The organism is Erwinia sp. MYb416, assembly GCF_037479575.1.
Lineage (GTDB): Bacteria > Pseudomonadota > Gammaproteobacteria > Enterobacterales > Enterobacteriaceae > Erwinia > Erwinia rhapontici.
Map to the genome: position 1 here is coordinate 376,446 of NZ_JBBGYT010000438.1, position 26,107 is coordinate 402,552.

Here is a 26,107-nt window from a genome sequence, read left to right on the forward strand (position 1 = left end):
GCTGTTAAGCCAGTGACGGCAAAGGTTGCGGGTTGCTGAGGCTCAACAAGCTCGGGCTAAACAGCCATAACAAATCACGCACGTACGTGTCCGGCAGAAAGCCTGTTCACGGTGTAAAAATAAAAGAGGGGATGAGTGAGTGAATAAGTCACAGTTGATCGACAAAATTGCTGCAAACGCCGATATTTCTAAAGCTGCAGCGGGACGTGTATTAGATGCTTTTATCGGTTCAGTTACTGAATCTCTGCAGGCTGGCGATGAAGTGGCGCTGGTCGGCTTCGGTACTTTCTCCGTGCGTGAACGCGCCGAGCGTACCGGCCGTAACCCGCAAACCGGCAAAGAAATTACTATCGCAGCGGGTAAAGTACCTGGCTTCCGTGCCGGTAAAGCGCTGAAAGACTCTGTAAATTAAGTGCATTAAGCCGCCGCAGGAGCAGATTTCTTCGGCGTATTGAGGATCGCCAACGCGTTCTCATGTAACATACGGGGCACATCAGCGACTTGATGTGCCTTTTTTTATGTTTCAATGACAAACGCGTGCTGCGGTTGTCTAAAATGGCTAAGTGCGTCCTCGGGAACGCGGGACGGCAGCGCAAGGTTTTACATTCACACTACAGCGGAGTGTTGTCACACCATGATGGACAATTTACGCGCGGCGTCGAACCATGTCGTGCTCAAAATTATACTGGGCCTGATCATCCTGTCCTTTGTCCTTACCGGCGTAGGCGGGTATCTGACAGGCGGTTCCGGTGATTACGCAGCCAAAGTCAACGGCCAGGAAATCAGTCGTGCACAGCTTGAACGTGCTTTCAGCAGCGAACGTGCGCGTCAGCAGCAGATGCTGGGCGAACAGTTCTCGGCTCTGGCAGGTAACGAAGGTTACATGCAGCAGATCCGTCAACAGGCGCTCTCACAGCTGATTGATGAACTGTTACTGGACCAGTATGCCAAAGATATCGGCCTGGCCATCAGTGACGAGCAAATCAAACAGGCCATCTTTACTCAGCCTGCGTTTCAGACTGAGGGTAAATTTGATAATGCCAAGTACATGGGCATCATTAATAACATGGGCTTCTCTGCCGATCAGTATGCTGAAGCCCTGCGTAAGCAACTGACCACTCAGCAGCTTATCCAGTCCGTTACCGGAACAGATTTTGTGCTGGCTAATGAAACCGATTCTCTGGCGGCACTGGTTTCTCAGCAGCGTCTGGTGCGTGAAGTGACGATTAATGTCAACGCGCTGGTGGCAAAGCAAACCGTGACCCCGGAAGAGATCAACAACTACTACCAGCAGAACAAAAATAGCTTTATGACGCCTGAGCAGTTCCGCGTTAGCTACATCAAACTGGATGCGGCGAGCATGCAGCAACCGGTGAGCGAGAGCGACATCCAGAGCTGGTACGATCAACATCAGCAGGATTACACCCAGCCGCAGCGCAATCGCTACAGCATCATTCAGACCAAAACTGAAGCCGAAGCGCAGTCAGTACTGGATGCACTGAAGAAGGGCGGTGATTTTGCTGCTCTGGCGAAAGAGAAATCATCTGATCCTATTTCTGCCCGCAACGGTGGTGATATGGGCTGGCTTGAACCGGCCACCACGCCGGATGAGCTGACGAATGCAGGCCTGAAAGAGAAAGGTCAGTTATCGGGTGTGATATCGTCATCGGTTGGCTTTATCGTGGCTCGTCTGGATGACATTCAGCCTGAAAAAATCAAAGCGCTGGCAGAAGTGCATGATGATATTGCCGCAAAAGTGAAGCAGGAAAAAGCGGTCGACGCTTACTACAAACTGCAGCAGAAAGTGAGCGATGCCGCAAGTAACGATAACGAGTCTCTGGCCAGTGCTGAGCAGGTTGCCGGTGTTAAAGCTGTTGAAACAGGCTGGTTTGGTCATGACAGCCTGCCTGCCGAGCTGAACTTTAAAGCCGTACAGGATGCGATCTTCAGCGGTAATCTGGTGGGTGGAAACGGTACGCCGGGAAGTAATTCAGACATCATCACCGTTGATGGTGACCGTGCCTTTGTGCTGCGCATCAGCGAACACAAGCCGGAAGCCGTGAAAGCACTGAATGAAGTGACTGCACAGATTACCGATACCCTGAAGCAGCAGAAAGCACAGCAGGAAGCGAAAGCACAGGCTGACAAACTGCTGGCTGAACTGAAAGCAGGCAAAGGTGATGAAGCTCTGAAAGCGGCAGGCCTGACCTTTGGTGCACAGCAGACGCTGTCACGTACCGGTCAGGATGCGCTGTCTCAGGCAGCCTTTACCCTTCCTCTGCCATCAGAAGGTAAACCTTCATTCGGTGTCAGTGAAGATGCGCAGGGCAACGTCGTCGTGATGGCACTTGATAAAGTGCAGCAGGGCACCATGCCTGAAGCGCAGAAGCAGGCTCTGGTTCAGGGCATTACGCAGAACAATGCACAGCTGGCTTTCGCAGCCATGTTGAGCAACCTGCGTAAGGACGCCAAAATCAAATACGGTGCCGCCGCTCAAGCACAGTAAGCCTCGCAGTTCTACTGCAACTGCTTGCAACACAAAAGGCCGCTTATGCGGCCTTTTCCATTTTTGAAAACTGCCGTTTGCCGGTGTGGCGGTGGGGCGTTAGGGTAGCGTTGCTGTCAAACACATGGAGGAAAACAGCATGATTAATCGTACCTTACAGGCTCTCTCGCTCGCTCTGGCCATCGGACTGACGTTGCCCATCAGTGTCAGTGCCGCTCCCACTGCTGCACCTGCCACTAAAATGGCGCCTGCGAAAGTGCCGGCTGAAAATGCAGCGCAGGTCAGTATCAATAGCGCCAGCGCCCAGGAATTAATGGCGGTGATGAACGGCGTTGGGATAAAAAAGGCGGAGTCTATTGTCAGTTATCGTGAGAAATATGGCCCCTTCACCGATCTCGAGCAATTAAAGGAAGTGCCTGGCATGGGTAACACGTTGGTGGAACGGAATATTGCGAATCTTAAATTGTGATCTGCATCCAGGGTCGGCAAGTCTTACTGCAAGTCGATCCGTCTGACTGCTAATATTGATGAGGTCATACCAGTTGGTGTGGCCTTTTTTTATGACAGAGGACGCAGCACGATGCAGACCACCATTAAAGTACGCGGCTACCATCTGGATGTTTACCAGCATGTGAACAATGCCCGCTACCTTGAGTTCCTTGAAGAAGCCCGCTGGGCCTGGCTGGAAGAGAGCGAGGCGTTTCACTGGATGAATAAGCTCGGCATGGCGTTTGTGGTGGTGAATATCAATATCAATTATCGCCGCCCGGCGGTCATGGGGGATGTACTGGTTATCGACAGTCAACTGATGACACTGGGGGGGAAGAGTGGCGTCATTGATCAGCGGGTTTCCCTGCAATCTGATGGCAGTGCCATCGCCGATGCATTGCTCACCTTTGTCTGCATCGATCTGAACTCGAAAAAAGCCCTGCCGCTGGAGGGCGAACTTCGGTTGCAGCTGGAAACCATTAATCAGTAGGAGCGAGAGATACGTCGCTCCTGGGAGAAATCAAACCAGTCCGGTTTTGGTTTTCATTGCCTGCATAACGGCAGCCGTGTTTTGCTGGTAGTCATGCAGGCCGTTGGCGCGCAGATGACAGGCGGCACATTCACCACAACCATCACCCTGAATGCCGTTATAACAGGTCAGTGTCTGGTGACGAATCAGAGGGAGTTGCTGCCAGTAATCTGCCAGTGCCCAGGTTTCCGCTTTATTCAGCCACATCAGCGGCGTTTCGAAACGGATATCCCGCGCCATACCGAGGTTAACAGCATGGTTCAGTGCTTTAACAAATTCGTCACGGCAGTCGGGATAGCCGGAGAAGTCTGTCTCACAGACGCCAGTGATCACCGCTTCGGCCTCAATCTGGTAAGCATAGATTGCTGCGAAGGTTAAAAACAGGATATTACGGCCTGGTACAAAGGTGCTTGGTAGGCCACTGGCTGTCGGGTCGTAAGCCGGGACCGGGATGTTATCGCGTGTCAGGCTACTGACAGCCAGCTCGTTGAGCATGGTCACATCCAGCACTTTGTGCGCGCGGGCGCCCAGCGACAGTGACAGTGTCCGGGCAACGTCGATTTCCGCACGGTGACGTTGGCCGTAATCAAAAGTCACGCAGTGTACTTCGTCGTACTGCTGTAAGGCCTGAATCAGACAGGTTGTTGAATCCTGTCCACCGCTGAATACCACCACTGCACGTTTCATACTTAATCTTTCCCGGTTAGTTTCTGCCAGCTATGGTAATACCTTGCCACACAGAAAGGTATCCCCTCTTCAGACGATGTCGACGGGCGGCGGTATCCACGCACGGGAGAAATCAAACCAGCCCCAGGCGTTTAATCGTATGCCTTCAACATCCGGTGGTGCACTGACCTGATAACGATAGTTAAACAGCGGGGTGATCACCGCATCCAACATCAGTTGCTGGTACAACGTTTTTAACCGCTGGTGGCGTTGCTCCAGATCCGGGTAACGCTGCAGGTCATCTAACTGTGTCAGCAGCATTTTCCAACCTGCGGCACCGGATAATATCGGCCACATCGGGTCGAGCCGCAGCCAGCTCTCCAGCGTAAACATCGGCGCTTCGCCAATTAGCCTGTCGCCCATAATCAGGTCAGCCTGTGCAAGTAACGGATAATCTTGCCAGTTTTTTTGTGGATGAAAATGCAGCGTCAACTGACATCCCTGAGTGGCAAGCAGTTGCTGAAGCTTTGCCGCCATAGCGTGCAGCTCCACCGGCAGATGGTAGTGCAGGCTAAGTTGTGCAGGCAGGATGATATCGGGTTCGGGTTGCCAGTCAGGTATGTGCCAGCCCGGCAGCATTTCACTGCTGGGCGTGATGAGCCCTTCTTCTAATGGCAGCTGTTCAATAATGCCGGACTGATGTACCAGAGACATAATATGCCGGGCCTGAGCGGGCGAGAGCCCCGCGCGTTCACCTATCGCCAGATAACAGAATCCGAGACTGATACGCTGACTAACCGGTTGAAGGGCTTTTAAATCCTGCTGCGCACCAATGGCGATCTGAACAGGATGGCGGCAGCTGGTGCCCAGTCCGGGGTCGAAAAGCTGTGGTGCAATCCAGTATTCAATCGCCTGCATTAGTGGATGTGTAGCGTGATACCAGCCGTGACTTTCCAGACGCAGCAAAGCAGGCGAATTGACCATCAACCGCCACGGCCCGGTGCCAATATCCGGGTTATCCGGGTGCGGCAGCAGGCAGGGGACACTTGCCAGTCGATGTGCCAGCCAGTTGTCCTGCGTATGCAGATCGATGCGCACGCACAGTGCATGGGCCTGGATAACCGTTTTGACGCTGGACAGCAGACGCTGACCGACCGGACTGTCCAGGATCATGAGTAGCCGTTGTTGCAGTTGCCCGGTGGTGACCGCTTCGCCATGATGCCAGCGCAACTGCGGGCGCAAAAAAAAGAACCAACTCAGGCCATCATCACTGACTTGCCAGTGATGGGCCAGATCCGGCACGGCGTCATCTCCTGACAGGCGGCTTAATCCGGCAAAGACCTGCTGGGCCAGATGCTGTTCAGCACGGCCGGGCTGCATAAGCGGGCGCAGGGGGTCAAGCGAGCGGTAATAGGGAATACGTAACGTTGGCTGGTTGTTCTGCCATTGTCCGCCCATAAAAGGCTGGAGGAGCTGACTGAGTTGCTCCGGGGCCAGAGGCACAAGTTGCAGAGCGTGTTGTGGATGGCCGTTGTCGAGCTGCTGCAACATCAGTTCACTGCGCAGCGTGGCGGGAGATTGCAGAAAGGTCAGAAGGCCACGTTTTCCACGCCCGGATGAGGCATGCCACGTCAGCCAGCCGCACGCCTGCCACTGGCGCAGCAGGGTGCGTATATGCCGCTCACTGCAAAAACAGCACTGAGCGATATCAGCGACACTGGTGGACTGAGGTTGCCCGGCGCTGTGTTGCCACAAACGCTGATACTGGTTCAAACGATTGAGTTGTCTCATCTCACCTTAAACCCGGAACAGTTTAAAAAAAGTATTCACTATTAGTTCCGTAAATGCCAGAGGATACTCAGTGCAGATGAAAAACCCATCAACCGGAGAGAAAATGGTGCGTCTTGCTGCATTTGATATGGATGGTACGTTGCTGATGCCTGACCATCAGTTGGGGCAACAAACCCTGCTCAGTCTGCGCGCGCTCCAGGCGCACCCGGTACAGCTCACTTTTGCCACCGGGCGTCACTTTATGGAGATGCAGCCGCTCATGCGGAATTACGATCTGCCGGCTTTTCTTATCAGCGGTAACGGCACACGTATTCATGATCCGTTCGGTGAGCTGCTTTATGCCAGCGATTTGCCACCGGCGGTGGCAAGGCGGGTGATCCATAGCCACTGGGATACGCGTGCCAGCCTTCACGTTTTTAACGACAGCGGCTGGTTTACTCACGACGAGCTCCCGGAGATTTTACAAGCCCATCAGCTGTCTGATTTCCGTTATCAGGTCATTGATCTGCGTACTCTTCCCGAACACCAGGTGACTAAAGTCTGCTTTATCGCTGATTATCAGGAGCTGTGCGCGCTAAAAATTCAGCTGCGCGAGGCTCTGGGAAACAGCGCTCACCTCTGTTTTTCCGCGCAGGATTGTCTCGAAGTACTGCCTCTGGACTGTAACAAAGGGGCGGCGCTGGCACATCTGACTGCGAGGCTCGGCGTGTCGATGGCGGAGTGCATGGCGTTTGGTGATGCAATGAACGATTTGGAGATGCTGGGGCGCGTGGGTCACGGTTTCGTTATGCGCAATGCGATGCATGAACTGAAATCACAACTGCCCCATTTACCGGTTATTGGCGATTGTGCGACACAGGGCGTGTCTCATTACCTCAACCACTGGCTTACCACACCACACCTGGTCTATTCCCCCGAATAATCAGTTCATTGGTCAGTGTGCCGGACAAGGATGTCCGGCTTTTTCGTTTTTAACGGCGCAAGACGGGATTTGCCACCCGTGAAGGCGGGTGGCTTCGCGCACCACGATACAGTGTGAGTAAAATCCCCAGTAAAAATGGCAACAGCAGTAGTAACGATTCGCGGCTGATACTACTGCCATTGATTTCACTTTCCAGCGTGATGGCGATCAGCGGGAACACCAGAAAAACCAGTGATGCCTGAAACGGCCGGGCGACCTGCTGCAAAGCAAAGTAGGCCAGAATACCGCCCACGCCAGCGACGACACCCAAATAAGCGATAGCCAGCAGCGCCTGCGGAGCAAAGGTAGTGACATCGGGAGCTTCCGTCAGCCCTGCCAGCGTCAGTATTAATCCCGCACCGAGGCAGGGCAGCGCGTTGTAGCTCAGCACTGAAATTCCGCCACAGCGCTTTTTACACTGAACGTACATCACTGCGTGAATAAGCACGGCAGCGACCAGGGCCAGAATTCCACGTATCTGGCTTTCGCCGCTGTCGCGGGTTTCATGCCACAGGATCGTGCTTAATGCGCCAAGACTGATGGCCAGCCCGAGCAGCTGTTGACGCGAGGTTCGTTCGCGCAGAAACAGCAGGGAAGCCGCGAGGACTGCGGCGGGCATGGTAGCAAAGATAATCGCCGCCAGGCTGGAAGAGGTATAGCGTTCGCCATAGATCATCAGCGTAAATGGAATGGCGAAATAGAACAGCATGACGCAGAGTTGAAAACTTCGCTGGCCTGCCGGAAACAATAGCGGGGCTTTTTTATAACGCGCCAGCAGCAGGAGCAGCGGGGCGGCGCAGAGAAAGCGCAGACCGGTGGCAAAGACAGGGGGAACGGTAGCAACGGTCATTTTCATCGCCATCCATGTGGTCCCCCATGTGAGAGCTACGGCGCTGAATAAAGCTATGATCAACAGGTTACGGTAAGTGTTGGTATGCATCATGGTCATCCCTGAATGAGCTAATGGTGAGTCACCAGATTAACCAAACGGCAGGGGAAAAGGTTGCTATAATAGTGCTGCATTTTTGGCTTGTAGGAGAAAATTTTGCTACCAATACCGCTGGATAAAAAAGATCGCTTGCTGTTAAACCTGCTCCAGCAGGATTGCACGCTCTCTCTGCAGGCGCTGGCTGATGCCGTCAGCCTGACCACCACTCCCTGCTGGAAGCGCTTGAAAAGACTGGAGGATGAAGGCTATATTCGCGGCCGGGTTGCTTTACTCGATGGTGAAAAGCTTGGACTGAGTCTTACCGCCTTTGTTCTAATCAAAACTCAGCAGCACAGCAGCCTGTGGTATCAGCAATTTGTTGATGTGGTACAGGCGATGCCGGAAGTCATGGGTTTCTACCGGATGGCCGGAGAGTATGACTATCTGCTGCGCGTGCAGGTTGCAGATATGAAAAGCTACGATGGTTTTTACAAACGGTTGGTGAACGGCGTACCGGGTCTGATCGATGTCACTTCGAGTTTTGCGATGGAAGAGATAAAATACACCACCGCTTTGCCGGTTGCCCTTTAACCAGCCGATAATCAGGACATTTTTTTGCGACTTTTTAGCCAACTAAGCTGGTATTTTTTGCGCGAATGGCGCCGCTATCTCGGTGCGGTTTTGCTGTTAATCGTGATTGCCTTGCTGCAACTCCTGCCACCACATGTGGTGGGAAAGATCGTCGATGGCGTCAGTCGCGATGGGATGAGCAACGGCCAACTGATGATGTGGGTTGGCGTGATGCTGGCTACGGCAATCATCGTCTATTTATTGCGTTATGTCTGGCGCGTGCTGTTGTTCGGTGCCTCCTATCAGTTGGCGGTAGAACTGCGTGAAGATTTTTATCGCCAGCTCAGCCGTCAGCACCCCGGATTCTATTTACGCCATCGTACCGGTGATCTGATTGCCCGTGCCACTAACGATGTTGACCGGGTGGTGTTCGCGGCAGGCGAAGGCGTACTGACGCTGGTGGATTCACTGGTGATGGGCATGGCCGTACTGATTGTGATGAGTACCCAGATTAGCGGTACCTTAACCCTGCTTGCCCTGTTACCGATGCCGATCATGGCGCTGGTGATCAAACGTTACGGCGACCAGTTACATCATCGCTTTAAGCTAGCCCAGGCTGCTTTCTCCTCGCTAAACGACCAGACGCAGGAAAGCCTGAGCAGCATCCGTATGATTAAAGCCTTCGGGCTGGAAGATCATCAGTCAGGCCAGTTTGCGGCGATTGCTAAAGACACCGGAGAGAAGAATCTGCGCGTGGCGCGGGTGGATGCACGCTTCGATCCGACGATCTACATCGCTATTGGCATGTCAAATCTGCTGGCGATTGGCGGCGGCAGCTGGATGGTCTGGCACGGCACAATGACCCTCGGGCAGCTCACCAGCTTTGTCATGTATCTGGGGCTGATGATCTGGCCCATGCTGGCGCTGGCGTGGATGTTTAATATTGTCGAGCGTGGCAGCGCCGCCTGGACACGAATCCAGGCATTGTTAGCAGAAGCGCCTGCCGTGGTTGATGGAGACAAACCGTTGCCAGAGGGGCGCGGCCTGTTGCAGATTTCGGTGCGGGAGTTTTGTTACCCCGGGGCGCAGCAACCTGCGTTGCGTAATCTGAAGGTTCAGGTTAATCCAGGGCAAATGCTGGGGCTTTGTGGCCCAACGGGATCGGGTAAAAGCACTTTACTCAGTTTGATCCAGCGTCACTTCGATATTGATCAGGGCGATATTCGTTACCACGATATCCCTCTGCCGCAGTTGCAGCTCGATGGCTGGCGTAGCCGACTGGCGGTAGTCAGTCAGACGCCATTCCTGTTCTCCGACAGCGTCGCTAACAATATTGCGCTGGGGTGTCCTGGTGCAACGCAAACTGAGATTGAGCACGCTGCACAGCTTGCCTTTGTTCATGACGACATTTTACGGCTCCCTGAGGGCTATCAAACTGAAGTGGGCGAACGTGGTGTGATGCTGTCGGGTGGGCAGAAACAACGTATCTCCATTGCCCGGGCATTGCTGCTGAATGCCGAGATTCTGGTGCTGGATGATGCCCTCTCTGCGGTAGATGGCCGCACCGAACACCAAATCCTGCATAATCTGCGTAGTTGGGGCGAAGGACGTACGATTATTATCAGCGCTCATCGTCTCTCTGCCCTGACTGAGGCCAGTGAAATTCTGGTCCTGCAACACGGGCAGGTTGCGCAGCGTGGCGATCATGAGCAACTGGCCGCCGCTGCAGGCTGGTATCGCGATATGTACCGTTACCAACAGCTGGAAGCGGCACTGGACGACGATGAAACAGAACAGGGAGCTGTGCATGGCTAATGTCACTCAATTGTGGCCAACCATTAAACGGCTGCTCTCCTACGGTGCGCCATGGCGTAAATCCCTGAGCCTGGCCGTGCTGATGCTGTGGGTGGCCGCTGCCGCCGAAGTGCTGGGACCTGTTTTGGTCAGCTACTTTATCGACAATATGGTGGCAAAACACCGTATGCCTGTTGGGCTGGCCGCTGGCCTGGTGGTCAGTTTTCTGCTGTTGCAACTGCTGGCGGCGGCGCTGCATTATTGTCAGGCACTGTTATTTAATCAGGCCGCCGTTGGCGTGGTACAGCGCCTGCGCACTGATGTGATGGATGCTGCACTTCGCCAGCCTTTGGGCGCATTTGATACCCAACCGGTCGGGCAGATTATTTCGCGTGTTACCAATGATACTGAGGTGGTACGTGATCTCTACGTGACCGTTGTTGCCACTGTATTGCGCAGTGCAGCGCTGGTGGGGGCGATGCTGGTGGCGATGTTCAGTCTTGACTGGCGCATGGCGCTGGTTGCCATCACCATTTTCCCGGCGGTACTGATCGTTATGCTGATTTACCAGCGTTACAGCACGCCGATTGTGCGCCGCGTGCGCAGCTATCTGGCAGAAATCAATAACGGCTTCAATGAAGTCATCAATGGCATGAGTGTGATCCAGCAGTTTCGCCAGCAGGCTCGTTTCGGTGAACGTATGGGGGAGGCCAGCCGCTCTCATTATATGGCGCGTATGCAGACGCTAAGGCTGGATGGTTTTCTCCTGCGACCGCTGCTCAGCCTGTTTTCTGCCATGATCCTGTGCGGATTGATGATGCTGTTCGGTTTTTCTTCTGTAGGGTCGATTGAGGTCGGCGTGTTATATGCCTTTATCAACTACCTCGGGCGCCTGAATGAGCCGCTAATCGAACTGACGACCCAGCAATCGATGCTGCAACAGGCGGTGGTGGCGGGTGAGCGTATCTTTGAACTGATGGATGCGCCACGTCAGCCATATGGCGATGACAACACGCCACTTGCCAGCGGCAGTATCGATATTCGTGATGTGACCTTTGCTTATCGTACTGGCCGCCCGGTGTTAACGGATATTAACCTGTCTGTGCCCTCGCGCCATTTTGTCGCGCTGGTCGGGCACACCGGCAGTGGAAAAAGTACGCTCGCTAACCTGCTAATGGGGTATTACCCGCTCAGCCAGGGCGAGATCAAACTGGACGGACGTCCACTCGCCTCCCTCAGCCATGCCGCGTTGCGGGGGAGTGTGGCGATGGTACAACAGGATCCAGTGGTGCTGGCCGATACTTTCTTTGCCAATGTCACGCTGGGACGGGATATTAGCGAGGATGCCGTCTGGCAGGCGCTGGAAACGGTACAGCTGGCGGCACTGGCACGTGAGTTACCTGAAGGGATCCATACGCGCTTAGGGGAGCAGGGCAATAATCTCTCCGTTGGACAGAAACAGCTGTTGGCAATGGCGAGGGTGCTGGTGGCCACACCTCAGATCCTGATCCTGGATGAAGCGACCGCGAATATCGATTCCGGTACGGAACAGGCTATCCAGAAAGCCCTGCAGATCGTGCGTCAGCGTACTACGCTGGTGGTGATTGCTCACCGACTGTCAACCATCACCGAAGCCGATACCATTATGGTATTGCACCGTGGGCAGGCAGTGGAGCGTGGCAGCCATCAGCAACTGCTGGCTGCACAAGGGCGCTACTGGCAGATGTACCAACTACAACTTGCGGGTGAGGAGCTGGCAGTGGCAGAGAGCAGCTAAATCGCTGCCGTTGCGCTGCACCAAATTCAGGCGAATAAACACTCAATAACCCTACAAATGCACCGCTCTAACGCATAGCGCACCTTTCTGGTGCGTTTTTTCTATACTCCTTTCTGTGCCTTTCTTTTCTCTGTGATCTGCGTCTCAGCTACGACTCAGACCAGCTCTGACTAATCGTCTGAAAAATTCAGATTTTTAAACTCTGGCACAGCCTTTGCTTTAATCATTTCGTGTCGCTGAAACAACCTATTTTTTTACCTGGAGGGGATCGTATGAAGCTGGTTACCGTGGTAATCAAACCGTTCAAACTGGAAGACGTGCGTGAAGCACTGTCGTCAATCGGCATTCAGGGTCTGACCGTCACTGAAGTCAAAGGCTTCGGCCGCCAGAAAGGGCATGCAGAACTGTATCGCGGTGCTGAATACAGCGTGAACTTCCTGCCAAAAGTAAAAATTGATATTGCTATTGCTGACGACCAGCTTGATGAAGTGGTTGATGTGATTAGTAAAGCGGCCTACACAGGCAAAATTGGTGACGGGAAGATCTTCGTTGCAGAACTGCAACGTGTCATCCGTATTCGCACCGGCGAAACTGACGAAGCAGCACTGTAATTCGGGGCTCAGAATTGTGATGGGATGGGACAAAATGAAAAAACTCGCTAAGTTAGGCCTCGCCGGTGTTGCTCTTTTACCGTCGCTGGCAATGGCCGCTGCTCCTGCAGTAGCCGACAAAGCTGATAACGCCTTTATGATGATCTGCACCGCGCTGGTGCTGTTTATGACAATCCCTGGTATTGCATTGTTCTACGGCGGCCTGATTCGCGCCAAGAACGTGCTGTCGATGCTGACTCAGGTTGCCATGACCTTCGCGATGGTCTGTGTGCTGTGGATGGTTTACGGCTACTCACTGGCGTTCAGCGAGGGCAACGCCTTCTTCGGTAGCTTCAACTGGGCAATGCTGAAAAATATCACCCCTACTGCGGTGATGGGGTCTTACTATCAGTACATCCACGTGGCGTTCCAGGCATCCTTCGCCTGTATCACCGTGGGTCTGATTGTCGGTTCCATCGCAGAACGTATTCGTTTCTCTGCATTGTTGATCTTCGTTGTAATCTGGCTGACCTTCGCTTACCTGCCAATTGCACACATGGTATGGGCAGGCGGCTTCCTGGCAGCTGACGGCGCGCTGGACTTTGCGGGCGGTACTGTTGTTCACATTAACGCCGCGGTAGCAGGCCTGGTGGGTGCTTACCTGGTGGGTAAACGTGCTGGTTTCGGTAAAGAAGCTTTCAAACCCCATAACCTGCCGATGGTGTTCACCGGTACGGCTATTCTGTACTTTGGCTGGTTCGGCTTCAATGCAGGTTCTGCCAGCGCTGCTAACGAAATCGCGGGTCTGGCCTTCCTCAACACCGTGATTGCTACAGCAGGTGCGATGCTGAGCTGGACCTTCGGTGAGTGGGCGCTGCGCGGTAAGCCATCTCTGCTGGGCGTCAGCTCTGGCGTGATTGCCGGCCTGGTGGCTATCACCCCAGCCTGCGGCTATGTGGGTGTGGGCGGTGCACTGATTATTGGTTTGGTTGGTGGATTAGCCGGTCTCTGGGGTGTGACCATCCTGAAGAAATGGCTGCGTGTTGATGACCCTTGTGATGTGTTCGGTGTTCACGGTGTGTGCGGTATCGTAGGCTGCATCCTGACCGGCGTATTTGCCTCCTCTTCACTGGGCGGCGTGGGTTATGCCGAAGGCGTCACCATGGGCCATCAGGTCTGGGTACAGCTGTTCAGCGTCGGTCTGACCATCGTCTGGACTGCGGTTGTTGCCTTCATCGGTTTCAAAGTTGCCGATATGATTGTGGGCCTGCGTGTTCCGGAAGATCAGGAGCGTGAAGGTCTGGACGTCAATAGCCATGGCGAGAATGCTTACAACCAGTAAGTGATTGCTGTGCTGAAGGCTGAAGAAAAGTAGTGCCAAAAAAAAAAAAAAACCACGAAGCGGGCCATCATGGCCCGCTTTTTTATGCCTCTGATTACGAACGCTGGCGGATCACCCCTTCCTGCACCGTCGATGCCACCAGCACACCCTGCTGGTTCCAGAACTCACCGCGCACAAAACCACGGGCACTGGAGGCAGAAGTGCTCTCTACGCTGTACAGCAGCCATTCGTTGAGGTCAAAGGGACGGTGGAACCACATCGAGTGGTCAATGGTGGCGACTTGCATACCTGGCTCCAGAAAACCTTTTCCGTGAGGCTGCAATGAAACAGGCAGGAAGTTGAAGTCAGACGCATAGCCCAGCAGATACTGATGAATGCGTTTATCCTCCGGCATGCTGCCGTTGGCGCGTAGCCAGGTATAGCGGGCGGGTTTACTGACATGTCCTTTGAGTGGGTTATGGAACTCCACCGGGCGGATCTCAAAGGGTTTTTCGGATAAAAACTTATCACGAGCCTTCTCTGGAATGTATTGCGCCAGTTGGCGAGCAATGTCTGTCTCAGAGGGCAAGTTATCCGGCCCTGGAACCTCAGGCATTGTTTTCTGATGTTCAAAGCCGCTTTCTGGCCCCTGGAATGAGGCCGTCATATAAAAAATGGGCTTGCCGTTCTGCACGGCTTTTACCCGGCGGGCGCTAAAGCTCTGGCCATCGCGCAGATTTTCCACATCATAAATGATCGCTTTCTGGCTATCGCCCGGGCGCAGGAAATAGCTATGGAAGGAGTGGATAATGCGATCCTGTGGAACGGTTTGTTTGGCCGCATACAACGCCTGGCCGACCACCTGTCCACCAAACACCTGGCGCAAACCCAGATCTTCGCTCTGCCCACGAAACAGACCCTCTTCCAGCGTCTCCAGGTCCAGAAGATTTAACAAGTTTTGTAACGCCTGGCCCATATTCTGTTCCTCAATAGTTTTATCGCCACCAGTTTGCGAGATCCGACCAGTTAGCGTCAACGACTGTTTATGCGATCTGTGTGGGAAGCTGATAAAGCCAGACTTGCGGTGCTTCCAGGAAAAAATCAGCAACTTGTGCCAGAATTAAAGCTACGCAGACAGTAAAAACTGTCTTTGTGCGGCGAAGTGACTGCCGTAAGCATTGATCGGAAGGAGAAACTATCAATGAAATTTTGGCATGTATTAAGTGGTGCGGCGCTGGTTGTAGCAATTTCAGGCTGTGCTGATAAAAGCAAAGATGTGCCGACGCCGACGCTCGGCTCCCAGGTGGCGGGCCAGCAGACGACGATGAAACAGCCTAACGTGAGCGGTACAGTATGGATCCGCCAAAAGGTGGCTCTGCCGCCGGATGCGGTACTGACAGTGACACTGTCGGATGCTTCGCTGGCGGATGCACCATCGAAGGTGCTATCCCAGCGTGCTGTTCGTACTGAAGGTAAGCAGGCGCCTTTCAAGTTTACCTTGCCGTTTAATCCGGCAGACATTCAACCCAATGCACGCATTCTGCTGAGTGCCGCCGTGACGGTCGACGGTAAAATGCTGTTTATTACTGATACGGTGAAGCAGGTAGTGACCACGGGTGGAACACATCAGGATCTGACATTGGTGCCAGTACCTTCCGTTGCCGTGCCAACGCAGAGCGGAGCTGCCACGACGGTGCCATTAACATCGCCAACGCAGGTTTCCCCTTCTTCTGCCGTACCGGCACCCACCTCACTGTAACGAAGTTTTACGCCCCGAAAGGGGCGTTATCATGGTTGCCAGCGATAACGTTTAAGATCGACCTTTCCTTCCTGGGAGACTTCAATCCCTTCGTCTATTAGTGCTCTGCGCTGTCGACCGAGATCGTCCCCCACCAGCGAGATTTCTCCTTTACGGTTAATCACGCGATACCAGGGAAGTTTACTCCCCGCAGGCAGGCGTTTCAGTACGCCTCCAACCTGACGTGCGGCACGAGGAGAACCGGCTAGCTGAGCGATTTCACCGTAAGTGGTCACATAGCCAAAAGGAATGGCGGCGACAATAGTGTAGATGCGTTGTTGAAAGCTATCGTCTTCGAAGGTCATGGTGTTCCGTACCGGGGAAATAAACTGCAGATCGTGCAAGAAACCAACGGTCATCCCGGGGTTGCTTGCAATTGGCAGGGGCATCATTGATAATGCCTGCGCTCTGGTTACCCAGGGCACTCAATGGGGGCCCGGTTGGTTCTCCCGCAATGCTAATTTGTGAACTCGGTCAGATCCGGAAGGAAGCAGCCGTAACAGATGACGCGTGTGCCGGGATGTAGCTGGCAGGGCCCCCACCCAATTCTGCCCTTACCAGCTTTTCCCGCCTTACTCAAACCAGCCACACTCATTAACGCACAAACTTCCAGACCGCTACCGGTATCTTGTCATAAAGCTTATTCATTGTGAGTTCCGCCAAACGGTGATCGGCAGCAGAATAAAATATGGCTAATTCGTCATCAGATAATTCGTACTTGTTCTTTTCAATCACGCGCTCAAGCGTGTCGATAGAACGACAACGTCTGAGGCGCATAAGATAATCAGTTTTCGTTAAAAGTTTGTCTGTCATTATTAAACCGTAGAAAAAGTAATGGGTTGCTAAAAGGAATGGCTGGCCTGGGTCCGACTTGTTGCACATTCTTCTGCAAAAATATTGAACAGCCTCTTTGCTGATTTCTGCCAGCGCTGTAAGTCCTGAGCATTAATGCCGTAATTACTGAACAACATGAAGGTGTCATCAAGATATTCATCAACCTGAGTTATCAGATCACTATCCTCAATGTGCTTAATTTTGTAATTCATCGTGAATGCCGCAATATGCTCAATCAGATCGTTAAGCTGTAGATTGGCAGCAGAGGTAGGATCATTAACCCAGCCGTGATGGCTGTCGCCTAACGTTGCAAGGCTTTCATCGTACAGGCTTTCACTCAAGAATTTAAGCTGGGCAATATCATGCCTTCTCGGCGAGTATTCGTCCATCTTTTTCCCCTCCTAAGCTTGCGAAACATGCTATTTGACTGCACTTTTAAACATGGTGTGCCAGGAAGTGATAAATACATCTCAACTAAATTTATCTATACAAAATATAACTAAAATTAAAATAAACGTTAGATGTTTGACTCATTATTACAATTCATCTGACATTGCATTACGATCGTTATCAATGAAATCAAACACCAGCGCATCTGCGTTCCAGCTAAAATTGACTGACTGGTTGGTTGTTTCAAACGTATCAATATCCAGGCAGGCATTGAACACGTTCCAGTGAAAACTATAGTTAAGTTTATAACGCGATTGCTCCAAATGTTCCAGGGAAATAATTCTGATACTGTCGGGAACATATCGCGCATTTGATGAATACCATTGAAGAGATCCCACAAGGTCATCTTCTATTTTGGGAATTATCTGTTGTATCTCTTGCATTAATTCTAGTGGATTAAGCTCGTCTTGACGATATTTTAACAGTAAGGTTTTGCGCATTTTTTCTCCACAGAGATAATGTTTACTAATCAGGGTAATTGCTTCTGATGGTAAAATAGACCGCTGTATAAATGAAGTGTAGTCTATGGTGATGATTTGTCAGTTAATTATTTTGTCGCTAAATGCTCTGGTTGTCACTAGCGTAAAGACTTGTTGAGTTTTTTTAATATATATAGGGACATATTCCTTATCGTAAAGTGAAATACTTAGATACATTTTTGCTTTACCGTTACAGCTCGATTCGCGCTATTTTGTTGTTATGTTATAACATTAAAGTGTCATTTCCATGAATTCCTCCCCCGTGTTTTTACGTCTTGGCACATTGTTGAGTTGCCCGGCGTGGCTGCGCATGGTCCTCACCGCGCTGCTGGTGAGTCTGCTGGTTCTGCTAACCTGGTGGGCCATTATCTGATGATCGTACTCAATCAACTCGTTGTTGGCTATCAGCACCGTGCAGTGAGCCCCGTGCTGGGCGGTGAATTTGCCCGTGGCAGTATGACGGCGCTGGTCGGCGCAAACGGCTGTGGCAAGTCAACACTATTGAAAACCTTATGTGGGATGCTGCCTGCTGTCAGTGGCTCGGTCAGTTTTACCACGCCACGCCCTTCCATAGCCTGGCTGCCACAGCATTCTGACATTGAAAAAAGTTTTCCGCTTACGGTGTTTGATCTGGTGGTGATGGGGTTCTGGCGGCACTGCGGCTGGTTCAGAGGGATCTCCCGTCAGCAGCGTCAACAGGCTCTGTCGGCGCTGGATCGTGTCAACATGCTTCCCTTTGCGGAAGCGGCACCTGGGACCCTATCAGGGGGGCAACTCCAGCGTGTACTGTTTGCCCGACTGCTGGTGCAGGATGCGGAATTGCTGTTACTTGACGAACCCTTTAGCGGCGTTGATAGCGACACCATTGCGCTACTACTGGCATTGTTAGCAGAGCGCCATCACGCGGGCTGCACACTCATCGTCGTTCTGCATGATATGGCGACGGTGGCACAGCATTTTCCTCAGGTATTACGCCTGAAAGAACAGCACAGCGAGTGGTCATGCCGCGACTGTGGGGTGACCGGGCTGAACTTCGGACGCAGCGGAGGAGCCAGCGCATGATGTTGCTACACCCGTTTATTGAATTTGGTTTTATGCGTCGTGCGCTGGTTGCCTGTGTGGCGTTGTCTCTCAGTGCCACTCCGCTGGGAGTCTTTCTTTTACTACGCCGCATGAGCCTGGTCGGGGATGCGTTGTCCCACGCGGTTCTTCCCGGTGCGGCGATTGGCTATTTGCTTTCCGGTCTCTCACTGGTGGCGATGGGCATTGGTGGTGCCATTGCCGGACTGACGGTGGCGCTTTTATCAGGTGCAGTGAGTCGTTATACCCCTTTGCGCGAGGATGCCAGCTTTGCCGGTTTCTATCTCGGCTCACTGGCGCTGGGCGTTACGCTGGTGTCATTACGCGGTTCCAGCGTGGATCTGCTGCACGTGCTGTTTGGCTCGCTGCTGGCGGTGGATGTTCCCTCTATCGTGCTGGTCAGTACCATCAGTGGCGTTTCTCTGCTCATTTTTTCCCTGATCTATCGGCCGCTGGTGATTGACGCATTTGACCCCACTTTTTTGCGCGCTCAGAACCGTTGGGCCTCACCACTGGTTCACGGTATTTTCCTTGTACTGGTTGTAGTCAATCTGGTGGCAGGTTTTCAGGTCCTCGGCACGCTGATGAGTGTCGGGCTGATGATGCTGCCCGCTGCCAGCGCCCGTTTCTGGAGTCGGCATCTTTCCGGCACGCTGGCAGCTGCAATGCTACTGGCGACCCTCGCCAGCTTTGGCGGTCTGTACGCCTCATTTTATCTCTCATTACCCGCCGGGCCTGCTGTGGTGCTCAGTGCGGCAATTTTATTCTTTATTTCTATTTTAATCGGACCTTGCGGCGGAATTTTTTCCTCACGCAAAACATTGTCTATGGTGAAGGAGTAAGCATGAAGAAGTTACCTGTAGCGCTGGCATTATCAGCATTAATGGCCACCCCACTGGCGATGGCAAAAACAGTTGAGGCGGTAGCCAGCTTTACCGTGCTGGCTGATATTGTGAAAAATGTTGGCGGTGAGCATGTTGTCGTCAAAAGCCTGGTAGGGCCAAATGGCGATCCGCACAGCTTTGAACCAACGCCGAAAGACAGCCAGGCGCTTGCCCATGCTGATGTGGTTTTTGTGAGTGGCCTGGGGATGGAAGGGTGGATGGACCGCCTGATCACGGCATCTGGCTATAAAGGCCAGACTGTGGTGGCATCCAGTGGCATCAATACCCGTAAAATGGAAGAGGATGGACAGACTATTACCGATCCGCATGCATGGAACAGTATGCAGAATGGTGTGACCTATGCCACCAATGTGATGAATGCGCTGATTGCCGCTGATCCGGAGGATGCGGATTATTTCCGTAAACAGGGGAGCGCGTATATTGAGCAGCTGAAACAGCTGGATAGTTGGGCGCAGAAGGCGTTCAGTACGATCCCTCAAGAGAAGCGTAAGGTGCTGACCAGCCATGATGCGTTTGGTTATTTCGGCCAGCGTTATGGCGTGAAGTTCCTGTCGCCGGTGGGTTTCTCCACGGAGTCAGAAGCCAGCGCCTCTGACGTTGCCGGATTGATTACCCAGCTGAAGCACGAAAAAATCCACGTGTACTTTATTGAAAACCAGACCGACCCGCGCCTGGTGAAGCAGATTGCGGCCTCGGGTGGCGCCACATCAGGCGGAGAGCTTTATCCTGAGGCGTTGACTGCTCAGGGCGGTGCTGCTGACAGTTATGTCGCAGCGTTCAAACACAATGTGAATGCGATGGTCAACAGTATGAAGTAAACCGTGTGCCGGGTACGCCCGGCCACGGTAGTTTGGCTGATACTGTTGGTCGAAAAGATAAAAAAAGGGATAGCGCAAGCTATCCCCTTTGGCATGACAACATGGCTACAGCAATCAGCGTTTCTTTCCGCCCCGGCCCTGTACGGCTTTGAAGCGGGGGTTACTCTTACAAATGACAAATACACGGCCGTGACGGCGAACAATTTTGCAATCTTTGTGACGCTTTTTGGCCGAAGCCAGAGAACTTAATACCTGCATGATGGCTCCTTATTTTTTCATCGCGCCAAGAAAACCGCCAAAACGCTGGCTGAAGCGTGCTGCACTGCCTTCTTTAGCAAAATCTTTCTGTTTACCGGTGTAATAAACGTGTGAGGCAGAAGAGACGTCCAGCAGGACGTATGGCATCTCTTTGCCTTCGTGTTCGATTGTACGGTCAGTTTTGATGGTGGAACCCACCACAAAGTAAGCATCAGCCGTGGTGTCATGGAATACCACCTGGCGGTAAGCAGGATGAATACCCTGTTTCATTTTCTACCCTTAATGTAATGTTATACTATAACAATAGTATGCGCTGCCGCTTTTTAAATTGCAACCGCAGAAAGGGCAGGGAAATAGCAAAAAAAAAGGCCGCCCGAAGGCAGCCTCTTATTCACATCAACTCAGCGTTGATTAGTGATGCTGTGAATCAACCGGATGGCTGTGTTCCAGCTCCTCTTTGTTCTTACTGAAGCGGCGGCGGACCACCACGAAGAACACAGGAACGAAGAAGATTGCCAGGACGGTTGCAGTGACCATACCGCCCATTACGCCCGTACCAACGGCGTTCTGAGCACCGGAGCCTGCACCGCTACTGATAGCCAGCGGGAGAACACCCAGGATAAAGGCCAGAGAGGTCATCAGAATCGGACGTAAACGCATGCGCACCGCTTCCAGCGTGGCCTCAACCAGCCCTTTGCCTTCTTTTTCCATCAGGTCTTTAGCAAACTCGACTATCAGGATGGCGTTCTTCGCCGACAACCCTATGGTTGTTAGCAGCCCCACAACAAAGTAAACGTCATTACTTAACCCGCGCAGGGTGGTGAAGATCAGCGCACCGACCACACCCAATGGCACCACCAGCATGACAGAGAACGGAATTGACCAGCTCTCATACAGCGCTGCCAGACACAGGAACACCACAATCAGTGAGATGGCGTACAGCGCTGGAGCCTGGTTACCAGATAAACGCTCCTGGTAAGACATGCCCGTCCAGTCATAGCCGATACCGGTTGGCAGCTTAGAGGCCAGATCCTGCATCAGGTCCATGGCTTCACCGGAGCTTTTACCCGGTGCTGGTTGCCCTAACAGCTCCATGGATGGAAGGCCGTTATAACGCTCCAGACGTGGCGAACCATAAACCCAGTTGGCTGACGCAAAGGCATTAAATGACACCATTTCGCCGCTGGTAGAACGCACATACCAGTTGCCGATATCACCAGGCAACATACGGTAAGGTGCTTCACCCATCACGTAGACTTTCTTAACGCGACCACGGTCAATGAAGTCATTGACATAGGAGCCACCCCAGGCGGCTGCCAGTGTGGTGTTGATATCAGACAGCGATACCCCCAGCGCCTGTGCTTTTTCCTGGTCGATAGTCAGTTTGTACTGCGGAGTGTCTTCCAGTCCGTTAGGACGCACACCCACCAGTACATCCGGATGTTGGGCAATCATACCCAGCAGCTGGTTACGTGCGGCAGTCAGTTTTTCATGGCCTAAACCGCCCTGATCGATTAGCTGGAAGTCGAAGCCTGTTGCCTGACCCAGTTCAACAATGGCTGGCAGGTTGAAAGGAATCACCATCGCATCTTTAATGACGGAAAGTGCGCCCATTGCCCGCCCGGCAATTGCAGGAACCTTATTGTCGGCACCTGGACGTTCATCCCACGGCTTCAGACTGACAAAGGCGAGGCCGGTGTTCTGACCACGACCTGCAAAGCCAAAGCCGTTAACAGTAAACACAGAGTTAACCGTAGCTTTTTCTTTATTCAGGTAGTAATCCGTCACCTGGTCCAGCACTTTCTGAGTACGCTCCTGAGTCGCACCAGCAGGGAGCTGGGCCATCGTCAGGAACACACCCTGATCTTCTTCCGGTAGGAAGGAGGTCGGCAGACGCAGGAACAGGAAAGCCATGCCCACGAAAATCAGCAGGTAAATCACCAGATAACGACCGGTACTGCGAACGATGTGGCCAACACTTTCGGTATAATGATTGGTACTCTTGTCGAACAGGCGGTTAAACCAGCCGAAGAATCCAGTCGTCTTACCGTGATCGCCTTTCGCAATCGGTTTCAGCATCGTTGCACAGAGTGCCGGGGTCAGGATCAACGCCACCACTACCGACAACACCATCGCAGAAACAATGGTAATTGAGAACTGACGGTAGATAACGCCGGTAGAGCCGCCGAAGAATGCCATCGGGATAAATACAGCCGACAGTACAAGGGCAATACCAACCAACGCCCCCTGGATCTGATCCATTGACTTACGTGTGGCTTCTTTCGGTGGCAGGCCCTCTTCGGCCATGACGCGCTCGACGTTTTCCACCACCACAATGGCGTCATCCACCAGCAGGCCGATGGCCAGCACCATCCCGAACATCGTTAGCGTGTTTATCGAGTATCCGAAGGCGCTAATAATGGCAAACGTTCCCAGTAGTACGACTGGCACTGCGATCGTTGGGATCAGCGTTGCGCGGAAGTTTTGCAGGAACAGATACATGACCAGGAACACCAGCACGATAGCTTCGACCAGCGTCTTCACCACTTCGTTAATCGAAATCTTAACGAATGGCGTGGTGTCATACGGATAAACCACCTTCATCCCGGCAGGGAAGAAAGGCTCCAGCTTGGTGAGTTCTGCCTTAACGGCGGCGGCGGTATCCAGTGCGTTAGCGCCGGTTGCCAGCTTGATCCCCAGACCGGAAGCCGGTTGTCCATTATAACGGGCAATAATCTCGTAGTTTTCACCACCCAGCTCAATATGCGCGACATCACTCAGACGAACACGCGAACCGTCGGTATTCACCTTCAGCAGAATTTTGCCGAACTCTTCCGCCGAGGTCAGGCGTGTCTGCGCAATAATAGACGCGTTAAGCTGCTGGCCGGCAACAGGCGGAGAACCGCCGAGCTGACCCGCTGCCACCTGGGCGTTCTGGGTATTGATGGCACTAATGACATCAACGGGCGTGAGCGAGTAGTTATTGAGCTTGTGAGGGTCCATCCAGATGCGCATGGCGTACTGTGCACCGAACAGCTGTGTATCACCCACGCCTGACACTCGACTGATAGGGTCTTTAATGTTCGACCCGACATAGTCGGAGAGATCGTTCTGGGTCATGGTGCCGTTGTCATTGATGAAACCGGCGACCATCAGGAAGCTGCTCGAGGATTTCTGAACCTTAATCCCCTGTTGTTGCACTTCCTGCGGCAGTAGCGGCATCGCCAGTTGCAGTTTGTTCTGCACCTGTACCTGAGCGATGTCAGCATTAGTCCCTGATTCAAAGGTCAGCGTCAGCTGCAGCGTCCCGGAGGAGTCACTGCTGGAGCCCATATACATCAGGCCGTCGATGCCGTTCATGTTTTGTTCGATAACCTGCGTGACGGAGTCTTGCAGTGTTTTCGCATCAGCGCCAGGGTAGGTTGCTGTGATCTCAATTGCCGTTGGAGCAACGTTTGGATATTGCTCGATCGGTAGTTTAAGAATCGACAGCGCACCCGCCAACATAATAATGATGGCGATTACCCAGGCAAAGATGGGGCGATCGATAAAAAACTTAGCCATGTCTCAGTGGCTCCTGTTAAGACTTCGGTTGTTCAGACTTTGCCTGAGACTCGGAACCTGCTTTGGCGCTGTCATCGCTGACTTCCTGAGGCGTTACCGCTGCACCAGGTTTCACGCGTTGCAGACCGGTCACAATCACACGATCGCCATCTTTCAGACCGGCAGACACCAGCCACTTATCACCAAATGCCTGGTCGGCAGTCAGATTACGGACTTCAACCTTATTGTCCGCGCCCACAACCATGGCAGTTGCCTGACCGGTTGGCGTACGGGTCACACCCTGTTGAGGAACCAACAGTGCATTCGGGTTGGTGCCTTCATCCAGACGGGCACGCACAAACATACCCGGCAGCAGACTATGATCAGGGTTAGGGAACACGGCACGTAATGTGATCGAACCTGTGGTTTCATCCACAGTGACATCAGAGAATTCTAATGTTCCGCTCTGCGCGTATTCGCTACCATTTTGCATCAGTAGTTTGACTTCAGCTTTACCATTGGTCTGCTGAAGTTTGCCGGAATTCAGTTCATCACGCAGGCGCATGAAATCTTCGCTGGATTGGGTCACATCAACATAGATAGGGTCAAGTTGCTGTACGGTTGCCAACGCAGTGGTTTGCGCACTGGCAACTAAAGCGCCTTCCGTCACCGACGATTTACCGATGCGACCGCTGATAGGTGAGGTCACTCGAGTATAGGCGAGGTTGATGCGTGCTGTTTCTACAGTGGCCTGAGCAGCCTGAACGGCAGCGGCGGTCTGGCTTTGCGTTGCCATTGCCTGGTCGTAGTCCTGCTGGCTGATGTACTTAGTACCCAACAGGGGCTTGTAGCGTTTTACCGTCAATGCGGCAATCTGTGCATTGGCTTGTGCCTGTGCCAGATCACCTTTCGCACTGCTATAAGCAGCTTGATATGTGGCGGGGTCAATTTGATATAAAGACTCGCCAGCCTTGATATCGCTACCCTCAACGAAGTTGCGTTTCAGAATAATGCCAGATACCTGTGGGCGAACTTCTGCAATACGGAACGATGAGGTTCGACCTGGCAGGTCGGTAGTAATTTTAAGCGGGGCGCTTTTCAACGTTGTGATACCCACTTCAGGTGCCTGCTGTTGCTGTCCGGCTTGCTGAGATTCTTTGTTGTCACAACCCGTTAGCACTAAGCTGCCTGAGAGCATCAGAACGGCCGCCAGAGGCGTTAACCCTCTGTTTTTGTTCATAAATAAACCTCGAGTGTCCGATATCGATTGTTCAATGGATTACAAACCCATAAACCCATTGCTGCGTTTAAATTATGGTCGTGATATGGTACATACATTCGGAAATGTATGTAAGTCTAACTCTTTGTAAATCACACCCTCATGGCACGAAATACCAAACAACAGGCGCAGGAAACGCGCAATCACATCATTGATGCCGCAATTAAGCGCTTCTCTGAACATGGCGTATCCAAAACGTCACTGGCGGATATTGCCTCAAGTGCTGGCGTGACGCGGGGTGCTATTTACTGGCATTTCAAAAATAAAACTGATTTGCTGAATGAAATCTGGGCGCAATCCGAATCCGGAATGGCGGACCTGGAGCTTGAGTATCAATCAAAATATCCTTCTGATCCACTATCTGTAATGCGCGCAATGTTGTTGTATGTCCTTGACGCAGCAGCCAGTGACCCAAGAAGGCGTGCACTTATGGAAATTATTTACCACAAATGTGAGTTTGTTGGAGAAATGACTACCCTACAACTGATGCAACAAAATCTCTATCTTGAATGTTATGAAAAGATAGAAGAGGTTTTATCGCAGTGCATTGATGCAAAACAACTCCCCGAAAATCTGGATACCCGGCGTGCTGCCGTTGTGATGCGTGGCTACATCAGTGGCATCATGGAAAACTGGTTATTTATGCCGGGCAGTTTTGATTTAGCCGGTGATGCGCCGCAATTAGTGGAAACGCTCATTGATATGCTGGCGCTCTGTCCGACGTTACGTCAGTCAGTTTAA

At 52.6% G+C, this 26,107-nt stretch carries 28 protein-coding genes and 1 other RNA gene; 17 read left to right on the plus strand and 12 right to left on the minus strand.

Annotated elements, in window-relative coordinates; translation table 11 throughout:
- The first annotated feature begins 139 nt into the window (after positions 1–139).
- The 4 genes from hupB (at position 140) to WH277_RS11225 (ending at position 3,485) form a co-directional block, all read left to right on the plus strand.
- Positions 140–412, plus strand: coding sequence for a nucleoid-associated protein HU-beta (hupB, locus tag WH277_RS11210; protein ID WP_062744954.1), 273 nt, complete (start codon positions 140–142; stop codon positions 410–412).
- A gap of 222 nt (positions 413–634) precedes the next feature.
- Positions 635–2,506: a peptidylprolyl isomerase gene (gene ppiD, locus WH277_RS11215; RefSeq protein ID WP_133845772.1), complete on the plus strand. Its 1,872-nt coding sequence runs from the start codon at positions 635–637 to the stop codon at positions 2,504–2,506.
- Positions 2,507–2,645: 139 nt separating this feature from the next.
- On the plus strand, positions 2,646–2,975 hold the full coding sequence (locus WH277_RS11220) for a ComEA family DNA-binding protein (protein ID WP_133845771.1): 330 nt from the start codon (positions 2,646–2,648) through the stop codon (positions 2,973–2,975).
- A 111-nt stretch (positions 2,976–3,086) separates the two neighbouring features.
- Positions 3,087–3,485, plus strand: a complete 399-nt coding sequence (locus WH277_RS11225) for an acyl-CoA thioesterase (protein WP_337707281.1) — start codon at positions 3,087–3,089, stop codon at positions 3,483–3,485.
- Positions 3,486–3,515: 30 nt separating this feature from the next.
- On the opposite strand, the gene queC is transcribed toward WH277_RS11225, so the two are convergent.
- The gene (gene queC, locus WH277_RS11230; protein WP_133845769.1) at positions 3,516–4,211 is read right to left on the minus strand and encodes a 7-cyano-7-deazaguanine synthase QueC; all 696 of its coding nucleotides are present in this window, start codon (positions 4,209–4,211) and stop codon (positions 3,516–3,518) included.
- 69 nt (positions 4,212–4,280) lie between these two features.
- Positions 4,281–5,981 carry an SgrR family transcriptional regulator gene (locus WH277_RS11235; RefSeq protein WP_339505680.1) on the minus strand — a complete coding sequence of 567 codons (1,701 nt, stop codon included), beginning with the start codon at positions 5,979–5,981 and terminating at the stop codon, positions 4,281–4,283.
- 103 nt (positions 5,982–6,084) lie between these two features.
- On the opposite strand from WH277_RS11235, the gene cof reads away from it, so the two are divergent.
- A complete protein-coding gene (gene cof, locus WH277_RS11240) occupies positions 6,085–6,903 on the plus strand; it encodes an HMP-PP phosphatase (protein WP_133845786.1) in 819 nt (272 codons plus the stop codon).
- A 49-nt stretch (positions 6,904–6,952) separates the two neighbouring features.
- On the opposite strand, the gene WH277_RS11245 is transcribed toward cof, so the two are convergent.
- Positions 6,953–7,882 (minus strand): DMT family transporter, encoded by a 930-nt coding sequence (locus tag WH277_RS11245; protein WP_374760139.1) that lies wholly within the window; start codon positions 7,880–7,882, stop codon positions 6,953–6,955.
- A gap of 105 nt (positions 7,883–7,987) precedes the next feature.
- On the opposite strand from WH277_RS11245, the gene WH277_RS11250 reads away from it, so the two are divergent.
- The 5 genes from WH277_RS11250 (at position 7,988) to amtB (ending at position 13,943) form a co-directional block, all read left to right on the plus strand.
- Positions 7,988–8,461: an Lrp/AsnC family transcriptional regulator gene (locus tag WH277_RS11250; RefSeq protein WP_133845766.1), complete on the plus strand. Its 474-nt coding sequence runs from the start codon at positions 7,988–7,990 to the stop codon at positions 8,459–8,461.
- Between the two features lie 24 nt (positions 8,462–8,485).
- Positions 8,486–10,255, plus strand: coding sequence for a SmdA family multidrug ABC transporter permease/ATP-binding protein (locus WH277_RS11255; protein ID WP_339505681.1), 1,770 nt, complete (start codon positions 8,486–8,488; stop codon positions 10,253–10,255).
- Complete coding sequence (locus tag WH277_RS11260) at positions 10,248–12,011, plus strand: SmdB family multidrug efflux ABC transporter permease/ATP-binding protein (protein ID WP_133845764.1); 1,764 nt, start codon at positions 10,248–10,250, stop codon at positions 12,009–12,011. Before WH277_RS11255 ends, WH277_RS11260 begins: the two co-directional genes overlap by 8 nt.
- 272 nt (positions 12,012–12,283) lie before the next feature.
- Positions 12,284–12,622 (plus strand): P-II family nitrogen regulator, encoded by a 339-nt coding sequence (gene glnK / locus WH277_RS11265; protein WP_007886947.1) that lies wholly within the window; start codon positions 12,284–12,286, stop codon positions 12,620–12,622.
- A 19-nt stretch (positions 12,623–12,641) separates the two neighbouring features.
- A complete protein-coding gene (gene amtB, locus WH277_RS11270) occupies positions 12,642–13,943 on the plus strand; it encodes an ammonium transporter AmtB (protein WP_171148780.1) in 1,302 nt (433 codons plus the stop codon).
- A 94-nt stretch (positions 13,944–14,037) separates the two neighbouring features.
- Here the strand turns inward: amtB and tesB are convergent, their stop codons facing one another.
- Positions 14,038–14,898: an acyl-CoA thioesterase II gene (tesB, locus tag WH277_RS11275; protein ID WP_133845762.1), complete on the minus strand. Its 861-nt coding sequence runs from the start codon at positions 14,896–14,898 to the stop codon at positions 14,038–14,040.
- Between the two features lie 225 nt (positions 14,899–15,123).
- Between tesB and WH277_RS11280 the strand changes: the two genes are divergently transcribed.
- Positions 15,124–15,681, plus strand: a complete 558-nt coding sequence (locus WH277_RS11280) for a YbaY family lipoprotein (RefSeq protein ID WP_133845761.1) — start codon at positions 15,124–15,126, stop codon at positions 15,679–15,681.
- 29 nt (positions 15,682–15,710) lie between these two features.
- Here the strand turns inward: WH277_RS11280 and WH277_RS11285 are convergent, their stop codons facing one another.
- Positions 15,711–16,025 (minus strand): MGMT family protein, encoded by a 315-nt coding sequence (locus WH277_RS11285; protein WP_133845785.1) that lies wholly within the window; start codon positions 16,023–16,025, stop codon positions 15,711–15,713.
- 133 nt (positions 16,026–16,158) lie between these two features.
- Between WH277_RS11285 and ffs the strand changes: the two genes are divergently transcribed.
- Positions 16,159–16,255: signal recognition particle sRNA small type (ffs, locus tag WH277_RS11290), an RNA gene on the plus strand.
- Positions 16,256–16,314: 59 nt separating this feature from the next.
- On the opposite strand, the gene WH277_RS11295 is transcribed toward ffs, so the two are convergent.
- The 3 genes from WH277_RS11295 to WH277_RS11305 form a co-directional block, all read right to left on the minus strand.
- A complete protein-coding gene (locus WH277_RS11295) occupies positions 16,315–16,533 on the minus strand; it encodes an HHA domain-containing protein (protein ID WP_133845760.1) in 219 nt (72 codons plus the stop codon).
- Between the two features lie 29 nt (positions 16,534–16,562).
- Positions 16,563–16,943, minus strand: coding sequence for an Hha toxicity modulator TomB (gene tomB, locus WH277_RS11300; protein WP_133845759.1), 381 nt, complete (start codon positions 16,941–16,943; stop codon positions 16,563–16,565).
- A 147-nt stretch (positions 16,944–17,090) separates the two neighbouring features.
- On the minus strand, positions 17,091–17,444 hold the full coding sequence (locus tag WH277_RS11305) for a hypothetical protein (protein ID WP_133845758.1): 354 nt from the start codon (positions 17,442–17,444) through the stop codon (positions 17,091–17,093).
- Positions 17,445–17,730: 286 nt separating this feature from the next.
- On the opposite strand from WH277_RS11305, the gene WH277_RS11310 reads away from it, so the two are divergent.
- Genes WH277_RS11310 through WH277_RS11325 form a run of 4 tightly spaced genes read left to right on the plus strand, consistent with a single transcriptional unit; the run spans position 17,731 to position 20,286 of the window.
- Complete coding sequence (locus tag WH277_RS11310) at positions 17,731–17,856, plus strand: hypothetical protein (RefSeq protein ID WP_259151068.1); 126 nt, start codon at positions 17,731–17,733, stop codon at positions 17,854–17,856.
- Entirely contained in the window at positions 17,856–18,545 is a 690-nt protein-coding gene (locus WH277_RS11315; RefSeq protein WP_133845757.1) for a metal ABC transporter ATP-binding protein, read from the plus strand. The genes WH277_RS11310 and WH277_RS11315 overlap by 1 nt, the downstream gene beginning before the upstream one ends.
- On the plus strand, positions 18,542–19,405 hold the full coding sequence (locus WH277_RS11320) for a metal ABC transporter permease (RefSeq protein WP_133845756.1): 864 nt from the start codon (positions 18,542–18,544) through the stop codon (positions 19,403–19,405). The genes WH277_RS11315 and WH277_RS11320 overlap by 4 nt, the downstream gene beginning before the upstream one ends.
- Before the next feature lie 2 nt (positions 19,406–19,407).
- On the plus strand, positions 19,408–20,286 hold the full coding sequence (locus WH277_RS11325) for a metal ABC transporter substrate-binding protein (protein WP_339505685.1): 879 nt from the start codon (positions 19,408–19,410) through the stop codon (positions 20,284–20,286).
- Positions 20,287–20,400: 114 nt separating this feature from the next.
- Here WH277_RS11325 and ykgO read toward each other — a convergent pair whose 3' ends face one another.
- From ykgO to WH277_RS11345, 4 genes are all read right to left on the minus strand, one after another.
- Positions 20,401–20,544: a type B 50S ribosomal protein L36 gene (ykgO, locus tag WH277_RS11330; protein WP_012442195.1), complete on the minus strand. Its 144-nt coding sequence runs from the start codon at positions 20,542–20,544 to the stop codon at positions 20,401–20,403.
- Between the two features lie 9 nt (positions 20,545–20,553).
- Entirely contained in the window at positions 20,554–20,814 is a 261-nt protein-coding gene (locus WH277_RS11335) for a type B 50S ribosomal protein L31 (protein ID WP_133845754.1), read from the minus strand.
- 141 nt (positions 20,815–20,955) lie between these two features.
- Positions 20,956–24,108, minus strand: a complete 3,153-nt coding sequence (acrB, locus tag WH277_RS11340; protein ID WP_133845753.1) for a multidrug efflux RND transporter permease subunit AcrB — start codon at positions 24,106–24,108, stop codon at positions 20,956–20,958.
- A 16-nt stretch (positions 24,109–24,124) separates the two neighbouring features.
- The gene (locus WH277_RS11345; protein WP_133845752.1) at positions 24,125–25,327 is read right to left on the minus strand and encodes an efflux RND transporter periplasmic adaptor subunit; all 1,203 of its coding nucleotides are present in this window, start codon (positions 25,325–25,327) and stop codon (positions 24,125–24,127) included.
- Between the two features lie 141 nt (positions 25,328–25,468).
- Here WH277_RS11345 and acrR point away from each other — a divergent pair, with 141 nt between their 5' ends.
- Entirely contained in the window at positions 25,469–26,107 is a 639-nt protein-coding gene (gene acrR, locus WH277_RS11350) for a multidrug efflux transporter transcriptional repressor AcrR (protein WP_133845751.1), read from the plus strand.